Below are 14652 nucleotides of genomic sequence, written 5' to 3'. Positions count from 1 at the left end.
CAAGCCGCTGACCTGCGGTTTCTCGAGTGGAGCTGAGGGGATTCGAACCCCTGACCCCTTGCATGCCATGCAAGTGCGCTACCAACTGCGCCACAGCCCCGAAGTGAAGCGGCGACGAGTCTAGCCGAGTGGGCGATGGCCGTTTGAAGATGCTCTAGGGACGTCAGGCGGCAATGGCGGGCGCAGGGCAATGCCGGGGCCAGGGTGGTCAGCGGGCGTCGTCGCCGGTTTCCTCGTCCGGCGGGCTGCCGGCGTTGTGCTCCTCGATGCGCCAGCCGCGCCCGATGTTGGCCAGCAGCGACCAGCGGCAGTTCGACAGCGGCGCCAGCCGCCACCAGGTGTCGGGGTGCATCCCGATCATCGTGCCGATCGTGGCCCGGGCCGCGCTGCCATGGGTGACCGCGACCAGCAGACAACCGGGCCCGAGCCGTTCCAGCCACTCGTCGATGCACTCCAGGCAGCGCGCGCCGACCTCGGCGTAGGTCTCACCGCCGCCGCGCCGGGCATCCTCGCCGGTCTGCCAGCGGGTGTACTCCTCCTCGAACTGCGCCCGCGCCTCGGCGCGCGTCAGCCCCTCCCACGCCCCCAGGTTGATCTCCCGCAGCCGCGGGTCGAGGGCCACCTCGAGCCCGCACTCGGCCGCGACGGCAAGGGCGGTGTCGTGCGCCCGCGACAGGTCGGAGCTCACGATCGCGTCCGGGCGCATCGACGCGACCGCAACGGCAGCACCCTCAGCCTGCGCCCGCCCGATCGCGTCGAGCTGGGACTCGGTCTGGCCCTGGAACCGGCCGGTCGCGTTCCACTCGGTCCTGCCGTGGCGAAGCAGCAGCACCTGACGCATCTGGCTCACGAGGACTCGGAGGCCGCCGCCGGCGGCAGCACGTCCGCCGGAAGCGGCAAGGACGGGCAGTCCGCCCAGAGCCGCTCGAGGGAGTAGTAGGTGCGCTCCTCGGCGTGCTGGACGTGTACGACGATGTCGAGGAAGTCCAGCAGCACCCAGCGGGCCTCCTGCTGGCCCTCCCGGCGTACCGGCTTCACCCCGATCTCCAGCAACCGCTCCTCGATGCCGTCCACCACCGCCTTGACCTGCCGCTCGTTCGGCGCGGCGGCGAGGACGAAGCAGTCGGTGATCGCCAGCTGCTCGCTGACGTCGATGATCGCCAGATCGGTGGCGAGCTTGTCGGCCGCGGCGCTGACGGCGACCTCGGCAAGCTCGACGCTGCGTGCGGAGGCGGTCACAAGCGGCCGCGGGTCGTCGACGTCACTCGTCTAGCCTGCCACGGCCGCCTCACCCGGCAGCGCGCCGCCGTCACGGCCGGTAGTCACTGCCGAGGATGACCACGAACTTCGCGACGTCCTGGTTGACCACGCTGCGGCGTACGTCGGAATCCGGCAGCCCGAGCGCCTTGGCAAGCGCGTCGCCCTGCTCGACGTCGGCGTTGCTGAAGATGTCGACCTGCGACTTCGCCTGGGAGAACGTCGGCGCGTTGCCGCTGCCCGAGTAGGTGAACCCGGCGGCGGCCAGCTTCGGGCAGGCGGTCCCGACCAGCCCCGGCACCCCGACACCGTTGAGCAGCAGCACCGTCGCGTGCTGGTTGCCCGTGCTGGCGGGCAACGAGGCGGAAAGCCGATGCTGGACCAGGCTCGGGATCCCGGTGGCGGAGTCGTCCGGCCGGTACGACGGCGAGGCGGCGCCGGCGTCGATCGGGGTGACCGGCAGGTCGGTCGGGAACACCCCGGCCTCGGTCTGGTCCTCGGCGGCGAGCTCCACCAGCATCTGGGACAGCTGCGCGACGCCGTCGGTGGGCTGCGCGCTCGAACCGAGCTGGCGGACCAGCGCCTCGACCCCGGCCGCGGTCCGTGGCAGCGCCTGCACCAGGCCGTCCACGACCCGCTGCATCCGTTCCAGGCCCGCCGCCGCCCCGCCGTTGGACTGGTAGGTCGCGTAGGCGACGGCCTGCGCCCCGGACAGGTGCTGGCCGGCCCCTGCCGCCACGACGACCGTCCCGCCGCCGCCCGTCGTGTGCTGGACGACGTCGGTGTCCACGTCGACCGTGATGCCGCCGACCTCGTCGACCAGCCGGGCGAGCTGCGTCGGTGTGAGGATCCACGACCCGTCGATCGTGACCCCGTCGAGCACGTTCGACAGAGCCGCCCGCGAGGCGGTCTCGCCGTTGGGCAGGCCCAGGATCTCGCCGAAGTCCTGCGCGCCGTACCCGCACACGTCGGTGATCAGCTGACCGGGGACCAGCACCTCGAGGCCCTCGTGGGTCTGCGGGTCGGCGGCGAGCAACACGCTGCCCGCGGCCGAGCCGTCACTGCCCGTCAGCTGCAGCAGCACGGTCACCTGGGTACGCGTCGGGCCACTCTTGTGCGTCACGACGTGGTGGACGCCGAGCACGAGTGTGGCGCCGGCGGCCACCGCCAGTGCGGCGATCACCACGCCGCCGGCGCTGGCGTACTTGCGCCGCTGCCGCCGCTGCCGCAGCCGGCGTTCCTCACGCCGGGTCATCGCCGGCTGGATGTAGACCTCGGGAGCCGCCGGCGGGATCAGCGAGGCGGGGCGGCGGGCCGGATCGGGCTCGCGGTCGGCCCGACGCTTGCCGGTCACCGGGCCGGGTCCCGGTAGAGGCCGCGCTTGGAGATGTACTGCACGACACCGTCCGGAACGAGGTACCAGACCGGGTCCCCCTTGGCGACCCGGTCCCGACAGTCGGTGGAGCTGATCGCCAGCGCCGGCACCTCCACGAGGGTGACCGCGCCGACCGGGAAGCCCGCGTCGCTGAGCACGTGACCGGGCCGAGTGACGCCGACGAAGTGAGCGAGGGAGAACAGCTCGTCGGCGCGGTGCCAGCCGATGATCGCCTCCAGCGCGTCCGCGCCGGTGATGAAGAACATCTCGGCGTCCGCGCCGTACCGCTCGCGCAGGTCGTGGAGAGTGTCGATGGTGTACGTCGGGCCCGGCCGGTCGATGTCCACCCGGCTCACCGAGAACTGCGGGTTCGAGGCGGTCGCGATGACCGTCATCAGGTAGCGGTCCTCCGCCGGACTCACCGGGTCGTGGCTCTTCTGCCACGGCTGGCCGGTCGGCACGAACACGACCTCGTCGAGGGCGAACCGACCGGCGACCTCGCTGGCCGCCACGAGGTGGCCGTGGTGCACCGGATCGAACGTGCCGCCCATCACCCCGATCCGCCGGGGCCGGGACGCCTGTGCGCCGGTCACAAGGTGGGAGGTTACCGGCGCAAACGACGGAGGGGACGCACCGTTGCCGGTGCGTCCCCTCCGCGTTGAGCGGTTAGCTAGCTACTAGCCGATCGTCCGGCGGCGGGCGGCCACCAGGCCGAGGCCGGTCATCGCCAGCAGGCCACCGCCGATGGGCAGCCACGGCGAGGAGCCGGTGTTCGGAAGCAGCTTCACTGTCTTCGGGCCGGTGCCCTCGACGGTCGGGCCGTGCAGGGTGACCAGGCCACTGAGGTGGACGTTGGCCGTGCCCGGGCCGTTGCCGGTGGCACAGGTGCCGGTGACGATGGCCGTGTCCTCGAGCTCGCCGCTGGGCGAGTCCGCCGGCACGTTGAGCGTCACCGTGACGCTCTTGCTGCCGCCTGCCGGGATCGAGCCGAGCCCGCTCCACGTCAGGTCACTGTCGGTCGAGCCGGCGTCAGCCTTCGGCGAGGTGTTGCTCACCGTCCACTTCACGTCACCGGTCTGCGACTGGATCTTGTCCTCGAACTTGAGGTTGTCGATCGTGCAGTTGTACGGGTTGTCCGCGGTCAGCGTGACGCTGAACGGGTTGCCCGCAGTGACGTTCTGCGTGCTCGGGGTCTTGCTGACCGGGATGTTGCACTGGATACCGCCGGCCGGCACCTGAGCGTTGGCCTCGAAGTGACCGACTCGCAGGTCCACGCCCGCCTTGATGCCCAGGCTGGTGAGGAGCTTGTCGATCGCCTGGGTCGCGCCGTTCAGCGCGCTCAGGACCGGGGTCAGGATCGGGTTCAGCAGCGGGGCCAGCGGGCCACCGACGCTCGACGCGGTGTTGTTGTTGAGGCTGATCACCTGGACGCTGATCAGGTCCGCGAGGGCCGTGACCTTGTCGTTGGTGACGCTCATCGTCGGCTTGCCGCCGATCTGGACGCGCAGCAGGCCGTCGACGTCGATCGTCAGACCGTTGCTGCCGAGCAGCTGCTCGGCGGTCAGCGTGGCGGTCTGGCCACCGGCCGTGATCGAGAGCACGTCCTTCTGCTTGTCGCCCGACCCGTAGGTGACGAACGACGAGCCGTCGCCACCGGCGAAGGCCTGAAGGACCAGCGGGTTGATGACCTTGATGTCGATGGTCGCGCCCGGGATGCCCTTGAACAGCTGGATCTCAGCGGTGTGGAGCAGCGTCGCCGAGTCCAGGCCCAACGCGCCGGAGTTGTTCGGCGCGAGCTCCTCGAGGGAGTTGTTCTGGACCGTGCCGTCGACGGCGAGAACCGCCTCCGCGCTGGTGACCGGGAGCACGTCGGCGTTCGCGATGGTCGCCTGGCCCGCCGAGAGCGGGTGGTTCACACCGAGAACACAGAAGTTGTTGTCCGCCGGCGTGTTGGCCGTCGCGATGTCCGGCTGGACGTCGACGTTGGCGACCGGCGCCAGCGGCAGGTTGAGGACCCGCGCCGTCTTGACCTGGTTCGGCGGCGGGGACACCGTCTCGGCCTGGGTCAGCTGGACCTGCGGGACGGAGTTCGAGCCCTGACCGAGGTTGAGGCTGACACCAGCCGCGCGACCGTAGGCGTTGTGCCCGGTCCCGCTCTTGGTGGTGAGCAGCTTCTCGCCGAGGCTGTTCTCCGTCTGGAGGGTGCCGTTCGACACACCCGCGGCGCTCTGCGCCAACGTGAGCTGCGCCAGGCTCAGCGAGCCGACGTTCAGCGCGTCCAGGTAGGCGAAGTCGCCATTGGTGAAGCCCGCAATCGTGCCGTTGATCGGCGGGTTCGGGTCATTCGAGACCCCGCCGGCTCCGGCAGCCGAGGCGGAGCCTCCCAGCGCGAGCGGCACAACCGTGCCCGCAGTCGCGAGGAGCACCGTGAGGCGCATCCGCTTAGCCGTCATACGCATGTGTGACCGACCCCAAGTCTAGGTAGGTATCTGACAGGAACTAGTTGTACCGCATTACGTACGAACGATCATACCCGCCACGCGGTTACGTATGCGTTAAGAGGGCAGCAAGCCTTCCACGAACTCTTGCAGCTGCACAACGTTGCGGCATTCGATCATCGGCATGATTTCGGCGTACGTCGCCGCCGCGGAGTCCCCCGAGGACCAGTACTGGCGCGGCTCAGGGTTGAGCCAGAACGCGTGGCGGGCGTGGCGCACCATGCTGCGCAGCGCGGGGAGCGCGGGCGCGCGGTAGTTGGTGCGAGCGTCGCCCAGAATCAGCAGCGAGGTCTTCGGTGTGACCGCGTCGGGCCACTTCTGGGCGAACACCTCGAACGCGTGCCCGTAGTCGCTGTGGCCGTCGTACCAGACGACGTCGGCTTCTTGAGACATGCGGGCCAGCGCGTCGACGACGTCGCCGCCCCCGCTGAAGAAGTCGGTCACCTCGTCCGTGGTGTCGACGAAGGCGAAGACGCGGACCTTCGCGAACTGCTCGCGCAGCGCGAACGACAGCAGCACGGTGAAGTGGGCGAAGGCGGCCACGGAGCCGCTCACGTCGCAGAGCACGACGAGCTCGGGCTTGTGCGGCTTGTGCGGCTTGAAGATCGTGGTGAGCGGGACGCCGCCACTCGACAGCGACGCGCGGACGGTACGACGGACGTCGAGGCGCCCGCGCTGGCCGAGTCGCCGCTTCGCGGTCAGCCGTGTCGCCAGCCGACGCGCCATCGGGTAGACCTGCCGGCGCAGCGCGGCGAGGTCGTCGCGGGAGGCGCGAAGGAACTCGACCTGTTCGACGAGCGGCTTCACCGCGGTCTTGGCGATCGCCTCGGTGCCGCGGTCCTCGGCCAGCCGCCGGCGTACCTCGCTTTCGACCATCTCCTCGAACTGCTTGATGCGCTCGGTCAGCATCTGGCGGGCCACCTTCTCGGCGAGCCCGCCGCGCTCCTGGCCGGCGAGGACCGCCTCCAGCAGCGACGCCATCAACGTCTCGGGGTTGAGGGCGCGCAGCACCCGGTAGGTGAACCAGGACTGCCGGCCGGGCTGACCGTCGGCACGCCCGAGGCCGTTGACCGCCTCGCGGGCCAGGCGGCGCAGCGCCTCGTCGTCACCGGAGAGCAGCACGTCGCGAAGCTGGTCGCGCAGCGCGTTGCGGAGCGCGTCGAGGTCGGCCGGGTCGATCTCGTCGAGCGCGTCCGGGTCGCCGTCACCGTCGGCGAGGTCGGCGGCGGTGCCGTCGCCGACCGCCGGCGGCCACCACAGGTCGAAGAGCCGGTCGAAGGACGGTCGGTGGGCCGCCCGCTTGACGACCGTCGCGGCGTACGCAGCCCGAAGCTGCTCGCGGTCGGTCATCTGGATCGTCGTGACTGCCCGGCCGGCGTCGAGGGACTCGGCCATCGACACCGGCAGGCCGGCTGCCCGGAGCGCGCCGACGAACGACACGTGCCGGTCGAGCAGACCGGTGCCGTCGACGGCGACTTCGGGCTCGGTCACTAGTTCAGCCCCAGCTCCTTGACGGCCCGCTGCTGGTCCGATGCGTGCTTGAGGACCACACCGAGCGTCTTGGACACGGTGTCCTCGTCGAGGGTGTTCAGGCCGAGGGCGAGCAGGGTGCGCGCCCAGTCGATGCTCTCGGCGATGCTCGGCGACTTCTTCAGCTCGAGTGCGCGCAGCGTACGGACCGTGCGGACCAGCTGCTCGGCGAGCGCCTCGACGATCTCGGGTACCCGGGTGAGCACGATCTGCTTCTCGCGCTCGGCGTCCGGGTAGTCGACGTGCAGGAACAGGCAGCGCCGCTTGAGCGCCTCGGACAGCTCGCGGGTGGCGTTGGAGGTCAGTACGACGAACGGCTTGCGCACCGCCTCGATCGTGCCGAGCTCAGGGATGGTCACCTGGAAGTCGCTGAGGACCTCGAGCAGCAGGCCCTCGACCTCGACGTCGGCCTTGTCAGTCTCGTCGACGAGCAGCACGGTCGGGTCGCTGCGCCGGATCGCGGTCAGCAGCGGGCGGGCGAGCAAGAACTCGTCGGAGAAGATGTCGTCGTGGGTCTCGTCCCACGACTGGTCGCCGGCGGCCTGGATCCGCAGCAGCTGCTTGCGGTAGTTCCACTCGTACAGCGCACGGGCCTCGTCGAGGCCCTCGTAGCACTGCAGGCGTACCAGCTCGGCGCTCGCCGCGGCGGCCACCGCCTTGGCGAGCTCGGTCTTGCCGGTACCCGCCGGACCCTCGACGAGCAGCGGTTTGCCGAGCGCGTCAGCCAGGAAGACCGTCGTCGCGATCGCGTCGTCGGCCAGGTATCCGGTGGCCGCGAGCTTCGCCCGGACGTCGTCGGGCGAGGTGAAAAACGACATCCGAGCTCCCCAAATCAGCGACAGAACGCGATTCTATCTACCCAGCAACGCTCCATTGCTGGGCCATCTCCCCCAGCAACGCAGCGTCACCCGGCTAATCCCCCAGCAACGCAGCGTCACCCGGGCAATCCCCCAGCAACGCAGCGTTGCTGGGAATGGGTCAGGTGCGGATCTGGCCGTTGCCGGTGACGACCCAGGTCGTGCTGGTCAGCTCCGGCAGCCCCATGGGGCCGCGCGCATGCAGCTTCTGGTTGGAGATCCCGATCTCGGCGCCGAACCCGAACTGCTCCCCGTCGGTGAACCGCGTCGACGCGTTGATCATCACCGCCGCCGAGTCAAGGCCCGCGACGAACGCCTGCGACGCCGACAGCGACCGGGTCACGATCGCCTCGGTGTGCCTGCTCCCCCACCTGCGGATGTGCGCGACGGCCTCCTGCACCGACGAGACCACGCCCACCGCCAGGTCGAGCGAGAGGTACTCCGCCTCCCAGTCCTCGTCGGTCACCGGTACGACGTCGTCCCCGTACGACGCCACGGTCGCGTCACCGTGTACGGTCACGCCAGCCTCCCGGAGCGCGGCGAGCGCGAGCGGAAGGAACTCCGCGGCCGCCGCCTCATGGACCAGCATCGTCTCGGCCGCGTTGCACACGCTCGGCCGCTGCGTCTTCGCGTTGAGGATGATCGCCAACGCCATCTCGAGGTCCGCGTCGGCATCGACATAGACGTGACAGTTGCCGACCCCGGTCTCGATCACCGGCACGGTCGACTCTTCGACCACGCTGCGGATGAGCCCGGCACCGCCGCGAGGGATCAGTACGTCGACCAGCCCCCGAGCCCGCATCAAGTGCTTCGCCGACTCGTGGTCGTGGCCCGGCACGAGCTGCACACACCCGTCCGGCAGCCCGGTCGCGCGCGCCGTCTCGGCGAGTACGTCGACGAGCGCGGCGTTGCTCTCCCGCGCACTCGACGACCCGCGCAGCAACACCGCGTTGCCGCTCTTCAAGCACAGCCCGGCCGCATCGACTGTCACGTTGGGCCGCGCCTCGTAGATGATCCCGATCACGCCGAGCGGCACGCGCACCTGGCGTAGCTGCAACCCGTTCGGCAACGTCGACCCCCGCACCACGTCACCGACCGGATCGGGCAGACCCGCTACCTGTCGCAGCCCGTCGGCCATGGCGGCGATCCGCTTCTCGTCCAACCGCAGTCGGTCGACGAGCGGATTGTCGGGATCACGCGCGACATCCGCCGCGTTGGCCTCGAGGATCGGCCCAGCCGCGGCTTCGAGCGCGTCGGCCATCGCCAACAGTGCGGCGTCCTTGGCCGCCCGAGACAAGGGAGCAAGCGCAGCAGCCGCCTCCCGGGCCCGCCGCGCGCAGGCGAGAACCTCATCAGCAGAAGCCATGCAAGAAGCGTAACGACCGCCTTGGCCGACAAGATCGGTCCAGCGAGCCGCGATCCGTGCCCCACGTCGGGCGAGCCGCTGCGGCGCAACACTAAGGAGCGCCCGACAGCAAGCTCGCGCGAACCGCGACCACCGCCGCCGCGACCCGTGCCTCCAGTCGGGCGAGCCGCTGCGGCGCAACACTAAGGAGCGCCCGACAGCAACATGACGCGGGAAGGCAACGACCGTGGGCGCGACCCGTTGCGCCGCAGCGGCTCGCCCGACAGCAACATGACGCGGGAACGCAACGACCGTGGGCGCGACCCGCTACGCCGCAGCGGCTCACCCGACAGCAACACGACGCGGGAACGCAACGACCGTGGGCGCGACCCGTTGCGCCGCAGGGGCTCGCTCGACGTCGCGACTAGAGCAGAGCCAGGTCGTCGCGGTGAACCACTTCCCGCGAGTACGACGGCCCGAGCGCCTCGACCAGCTCGTGGGTCGAGCGACCCAGCAGCCCGGGCAGCTCCGCGGAGTCGTACGCGGTCAGCCCGCGGGCGACCACCCGGCCGCCGTCGTCGAGCAGGTCGACGGGGTCGCCGGCCGCGAACTCGCCCTCGACGGCGGTGATGCCCGCGGGTAGCAGCGAGCTGCGGCGCTCGACAACGGCGGCGACCGCCCCCGCATCGAGACGGATCGACCCGCGCCCGGTCGTGGCGTGGGCGAGCCAGAGCAGTCGCGCCGGCGCCCGCTTGCCGGTGGGGTGGAAGCAGGTGCCGACGTCGCCGCCGGACAACGCCTGCGCGGCGTCCTGGGCCGACGCCAGCAAGGTCGGTACGCCGGCTCCGGCCGCGATCTTGGCCGCCGCGACCTTGGTGGCCATGCCTCCCGACCCGACGCCGGCCCGGCCGATCGCGCCGAGCTGGACGTGGGCGAGGTCGGCGTCACTTCGTACGTCGGAGATCCGCGTCGCCGGTCCGTTCGCCGGATCGGCGTCGTACACCCCGTCGACGTCGGAGAGCAGCACCAACGCGTCGGCCCCGACGAGATGGGTGACCAGCGCCGCGATGCGGTCGTTGTCGCCGAAGCGGATCTCCTCGGTCGCCACCGTGTCGTTCTCGTTGACGACCGGCACCACCCCGAGCCCGAGCAGCCGCTCGAACGTGCGCGCCGCGTTGCGGTAGTGCGCTCGCCGTACGACGTCGTCGGCAGTCAGCAGCACCTGTCCGACGGTCAGCCCGTGCCGGGCGAACGCCTGCGTGTAGTGCGCCACGAGCATTCCCTGTCCGACGCTCGCCGCCGCCTGCTGCGTGGCGAGGTCGCGGGGCCGGGTCGCCAGGCCCAACGGGCGCAACCCGGCCGCGATGGCACCGGAGGAGACCAGCACCACCTGCGACCCGCCGCTGACCCGCGCCGCCAGGGCGTCGGCGATGGCGTCGAGGCGAGCCGGGTCGAGGCCGACCGTCGAGCTCGCCAGCGACGACGAGCCGACCTTGACGACGACCCGCTTGGCCGAGGCGATGACCTGGCGCACCTCACTCGTCATCGAGGTCCCCGTTGAACTCGTCGTCGGTGTCGGTGTCGGGATCGTCGTCGGTCTCGTCCTCCCATGCGATGTCTTCCAGCTCCGGGTCGTACGCCGAACGCCGGGCCTTGCGCGAGGCCTTGCGCTGGTCCGCACCGACCCGGCTGCGGTCTTCGAGCCGCTCGTCGGTCCCGCGTCCGCCGTGGGGCACACCCGAGCGGTAGGCCAGCGTCGGTTCCCAGTCGAAGGTGACGTCGCCGACCGTGACCTCCGCCCCCGCCTGCGCGCCGAGGCCGGCCAGCGCCTCCTCGACGCCGAGCCGGGCGAGCCGGTCCGCGAGGTAGCCCACCGCCTCATCGTTGCTGAAGTCGGTCTGGTTCACCCAGCGACGCGGCCGATCGCCGGTGACGACGTACGCCTGCTCGCCCACCGCCTCGACGCTGAACCCCTCGTCGCGTACCGGAGCGGGACGCAGCACGATCCGAGTCGGCTCGACCGCGGGCAGCCCGGCACGCCAGGCGGCGACCCGCTCCGCCATCGCGAAGCCGAGCTCGCGCAGCCCGGTGCGTGAAGCGGCGGAGATCTCGAACACCGGCGCGTCGAGGCGGGCGGCGACGTCTGCGCGCACGAGGTCGGCGAGGTCGCGGGCGTCGGGGACGTCCACCTTGTTCAGCGCGATGATCCGCGGTCGACCCGACAGCCCCCCGGCGACGAGCTCGTCGTACGCCGCGAGCTCGGCTTCGATCGTGTCGAGGTCGGTGAGCGGGTCACGGCCGGGTTCAGCGGTGGCGCAGTCGATCACGTGGACGAGTACCGCGCACCGCTCGACGTGACGCAGGAACTCCAGCCCCAGCCCGCGCCCGGTGCTCGCGCCGGGCACCAGTCCGGGAACGTCGGCGACCGTGAAGGTCACTTCCCCCGCCTCGACGACGCCGAGGTTCGGGACCAGCGTCGTGAACGGGTAGTCGGCGATCTTCGGCTTCGCCGCCGACATGGCCGCGATCAGCGAGGACTTGCCGGCGTTGGGGAAGCCGATCAGCGCGACGTCGGCGACGGTCTTGAGCTCGAGCAGCGCGTCGATGGACTCCCCCGGCTCGCCGAGCAGGGCGAACCCGGGCGCCTTGCGCCGCGACGACGCCAGTGCGGCGTTGCCGAGGCCGCCGCGACCACCCTTGGCGACGACGTAGCGCGTCCCGGCGCCGACCAGGTCGGCGAGGAACTCGCCGGTCGCGTTGTCGCGGACCACGGTGCCGTCGGGTACGGCGACGAGCAGGTCACTGCCCTCCGCGCCGTTGCGGTTCGAGCCCTGTCCTTGCTTGCCGTTCGGGGCGCTCTGGTGCGGATGCCGGTGGACGTCGAGCAGCGTGGTCACGCTCGGATCGACCACGAGTACGACGTCGCCGCCGCGGCCGCCGTCACCGCCGTCGGGACCGCCGAGCGGCTTGAACTTCTCGCGGCGTACCGAGGCGCAGCCGTTCCCGCCGTCGCCGCCGGAGGCGTGCAGAACCGCCCGGTCGACGAACGTCGCGGCCATGCCGCGACCTGCGAACTACTCGGCGGCGGTGGTGACGCTCACGACGCGGCGGCCGCGCTTGTGGCCGAACTCGACGGCACCGGCCGCGAGCGCGAACAGCGTGTCGTCGCCACCGCGGCCGACGTTGTCGCCGGGGTGGAAGTGCGTGCCGCGCTGGCGGACCAGGATCTCGCCGGCGTTGACGAGCTGGCCGCCGAAGCGCTTCACGCCGAGGCGCTGCGCGTTCGAGTCACGGCCGTTGCGGCTGGAGGACGCACCCTTCTTGTGTGCCATCGCGCGTCTCCTACTTCCCGGTCTCGATGCCGGTGACCCGGATCGTCGTCAGCTGGGCCCGGAAGCCCTGACGGCGGTGGTAGCCGGACTTGTTCTTGAACAGGTGGATCTGGATCTTGGGGCCCTTGACGGCCTCGACCACCTCGGCGGTGACGGAGGCCTTGGCGAGCGCAGCGGCGTCGGCGGTCACCGCGCCGGCGTCGTCGACGAGGAGCACGGCGGGCAGCGTCACCGAGGTGCCGGGTGCGCTCGCGATCTTGTCGACCGTGAGCGTGTCACCGACGGCGACCTTGTGCTGGTGGCCGCCGCTGCGGACGATCGCGTACACGGTCAAGCTCCTCGAGGATTGTGTGGTGGCACATCGATCGCGCGCCAGCGGTCAAGTGTACGGACCGCTACCGCCCGCGATCAAACGCGCGCGTCAGCCTTCCGCGCCCGCTGCGACGGGTTCCGGCGCGGCGTCTGTGGCCTTCCCGTGGCGGCGCTCGCCGGACCGCTCGCGGCGCGGCTTCGGCGGCCGCTTCGCGACCACCGGGTCGTGGGTGAGGATGACGCCGCTGCCGCCGCACTCCTTGCAGGTCTCGCTGAAGGACTCGAGCAGGCCCTCACCCACCCGCTTGCGGGTCATCTGCACCAGGCCCAGCGAGGTGACCTCGGCGACCTGGTGACGGGTGCGGTCCCGGCCCAGGCACTCGACGAGCCGGCGCAGCACGAGATCGCGGTTGCTCTCGAGCACCATGTCGATGAAGTCGATGACGATGATGCCGCCGAGGTCGCGCAGCCGGAGCTGCCGGACGATCTCCTCGGCCGCCTCGATGTTGTTCTTCGTGACCGTCTCTTCGAGGTTGCCGCCCTTGCCGGTGAACTTCCCGGTGTTGACGTCGACGACCACCATCGCTTCGGTGCGGTCGATGACGAGGTAGCCACCGCTGGGCAGCCAGACCTTGCGGTCGAGCGCCTTCGCGAGCTGCTCGTCGACCCGGTAGGAGGCGAAGACGTCCTCGTCCTCGGTCCAGCGCTTGGTCCGCTCGGCCAGGTCGGGAGCGACCCACCGGACGTAGTTGTCGATCGTCTCCCATTCGTCGACGCCCTGCACGACGAGTGAGGTGAAGTCCTCGTTGAAGATGTCGCGGACCACCCGGATCACGAGGTCCGGTTCGCCGTAGATCAGGCTGGGCGCGGCCGCGGTCTCGGACTTCTTGGCGATGTCCTCCCACTGCGCCTTCAGCCGGTTGAGGTCGCGCTCGAGCGCCTCCTCCGACGCGCCTTCGGCTGCGGTGCGGATGATGACGCCGGCGTCTTCGGGCATGAGCCGCTTCAGGATCGACTTGAGGCGGGTGCGCTCGGTGTCGGGCAGCTTGCGGCTGATCCCGGACAGCCGGCCGTCCGGCACGTAGACCATGTAGCGGCCGGGCATGCTGACCTGGCTGGTGAGCCGGGCGCCCTTCTGCCCGATCGGGTCCTTCGTCACCTGCACGAGCACCGACTGGCCGCTCTTGAGCGCCTGCTCGATGCGGGGCGCGCCGCCTTCGAGGGCGCTGGCGTCGTAGTTGACCTCACCGGCGTACAGCACCGCGTTGCGGCCGCGACCGATGTCGACGAACGCCGCCTCCATGCTCGGCAGCACGTTCTGCACCTTGCCGAGGTAGACGTTGCCGACCATCGACGACGCGTGCTTGCGCGTGACGTAGTGCTCGACGAGTACGCCGTCTTCCAGGACGGCGATCTGGGTACGGTCCTCGCCCTGCTTGACGACCATGACCCGCTCGACCGCCTCGCGGCGGGCGAGGAACTCGGCTTCGGTGATGATCGACGGGCGGCGGCGCTGGGTCTCCCGACCGTCACGACGGCGCTGCCGCTTCGCCTCGATGCGGGTGGAGCCCTTCACGCCGCGTACGTCGTCGCTGGCCTGCCGCGGCTGACGGACGTGGGTGACCGTGTTCGGCGGGTCGTCCGAGGACCCGTCGCCGTCCCCGGCCTCGGAGGCGCTGCGGCGGCGGCGGCGCCTGCGGTGGGTGCCGGTGCCTGCCTCGTCGTCGTCACCGGCCGACTCGTCGCGTTCGTCCCGCTCGGCGGCGTCGGCGGCGGACTCGCCGTCGTCGGCGGAGTCCTCGCCGGCCGAACCGGCCTCGCCGCCCGCTCGTCCGCCACGTCCGCGCCGCCCGCGGCGGCGACGGGAGGACCGGGGCGCCTCGTCGGAGTCGGCGTCGGCGTTGCCCTCGCCGTCGGAGTCGATGCCGGGCCCGCCCTTGGCGGCTTGCTCGTCGTCGGCGTACGCGTCGGCGTCGGCGTCGTCGGCGCGAGCCGCCGCCCGCCGTGCCGGCGCGGGTGCCGACGGCGGCGCTTGGAACAGCACTGCCATCGGCGGCGCCGCGACCGTCATCGCCGGGGCCGCCGCCTCGTCGTCCTTGGCCGCCGCCGCCGAGCTGCGCCGCCGCCGGGTCGGGGCCGGCGCCTC

Annotated in this window: 12 protein-coding genes, 1 tRNA gene and 1 pseudogene; all 14 read right to left on the bottom strand. The window is 71.2% G+C overall.

The annotated features are described in order from the left end of the window. Positions 1-27: 27 nt before the first annotated feature. Positions 28-100 (bottom strand) — tRNA-Ala (locus VG899_09300). A 108-nt stretch (positions 101-208) separates the two neighbouring features. After that, a complete protein-coding gene (locus VG899_09295) occupies positions 209-841 on the bottom strand; it encodes a histidine phosphatase family protein (protein ID HWA66546.1) in 633 nt (210 codons plus the stop codon). A 5-nt stretch (positions 842-846) separates the two neighbouring features. Continuing rightward, positions 847-1239 carry a ribosome silencing factor gene (gene rsfS, locus VG899_09290; GenBank protein HWA66545.1) on the bottom strand — a complete coding sequence of 131 codons (393 nt, stop codon included), beginning with the start codon at positions 1237-1239 and terminating at the stop codon, positions 847-849. Between the two features lie 70 nt (positions 1240-1309). Beyond that, positions 1310-2611: an LCP family protein gene (locus VG899_09285; protein HWA66544.1), complete on the bottom strand. Its 1302-nt coding sequence runs from the start codon at positions 2609-2611 to the stop codon at positions 1310-1312. Continuing rightward, complete coding sequence (gene nadD, locus VG899_09280; GenBank protein HWA66543.1) at positions 2608-3225, bottom strand: nicotinate-nucleotide adenylyltransferase; 618 nt, start codon at positions 3223-3225, stop codon at positions 2608-2610. The genes VG899_09285 and nadD overlap by 4 nt, the downstream gene beginning before the upstream one ends. An 84-nt stretch (positions 3226-3309) precedes the next feature. Further along, positions 3310-5091, bottom strand: a complete 1782-nt coding sequence (locus tag VG899_09275; GenBank protein ID HWA66542.1) for an LPXTG cell wall anchor domain-containing protein — start codon at positions 5089-5091, stop codon at positions 3310-3312. 96 nt (positions 5092-5187) lie between these two features. Continuing rightward, positions 5188-6621 (bottom strand): VWA domain-containing protein, encoded by a 1434-nt coding sequence (locus VG899_09270; protein ID HWA66541.1) that lies wholly within the window; start codon positions 6619-6621, stop codon positions 5188-5190. Next, complete coding sequence (locus tag VG899_09265; GenBank protein ID HWA66540.1) at positions 6621-7478, bottom strand: MoxR family ATPase; 858 nt, start codon at positions 7476-7478, stop codon at positions 6621-6623. The genes VG899_09270 and VG899_09265 overlap by 1 nt, the downstream gene beginning before the upstream one ends. 160 nt (positions 7479-7638) lie before the next feature. After that, positions 7639-8883 carry a glutamate-5-semialdehyde dehydrogenase gene (locus VG899_09260; GenBank protein HWA66539.1) on the bottom strand — a complete coding sequence of 415 codons (1245 nt, stop codon included), beginning with the start codon at positions 8881-8883 and terminating at the stop codon, positions 7639-7641. Between the two features lie 403 nt (positions 8884-9286). Then, positions 9287-10408: a glutamate 5-kinase gene (gene proB, locus VG899_09255; GenBank protein ID HWA66538.1), complete on the bottom strand. Its 1122-nt coding sequence runs from the start codon at positions 10406-10408 to the stop codon at positions 9287-9289. Continuing rightward, on the bottom strand, positions 10398-11921 hold the full coding sequence (obgE, locus tag VG899_09250; GenBank protein HWA66537.1) for a GTPase ObgE: 1524 nt from the start codon (positions 11919-11921) through the stop codon (positions 10398-10400). The genes proB and obgE overlap by 11 nt, the downstream gene beginning before the upstream one ends. A gap of 15 nt (positions 11922-11936) precedes the next feature. Continuing rightward, complete coding sequence (gene rpmA, locus VG899_09245; protein ID HWA66536.1) at positions 11937-12194, bottom strand: 50S ribosomal protein L27; 258 nt, start codon at positions 12192-12194, stop codon at positions 11937-11939. Positions 12195-12204: 10 nt separating this feature from the next. Next, a complete protein-coding gene (rplU, locus tag VG899_09240; GenBank protein HWA66535.1) occupies positions 12205-12528 on the bottom strand; it encodes a 50S ribosomal protein L21 in 324 nt (107 codons plus the stop codon). 195 nt (positions 12529-12723) lie between these two features. Further along, positions 12724-14652 (bottom strand): annotated as a pseudogene (locus tag VG899_09235) (Rne/Rng family ribonuclease).

This window comes from Mycobacteriales bacterium (assembly GCA_035550055.1).
GTDB lineage: Bacteria > Actinomycetota > Actinomycetes > JAFAQI01 > JAFAQI01 > DASZTV01.
The sequence above is the reverse complement of the archived record's forward strand: the minus strand, read 5'-3'. Positions and strand labels throughout refer to the sequence as shown.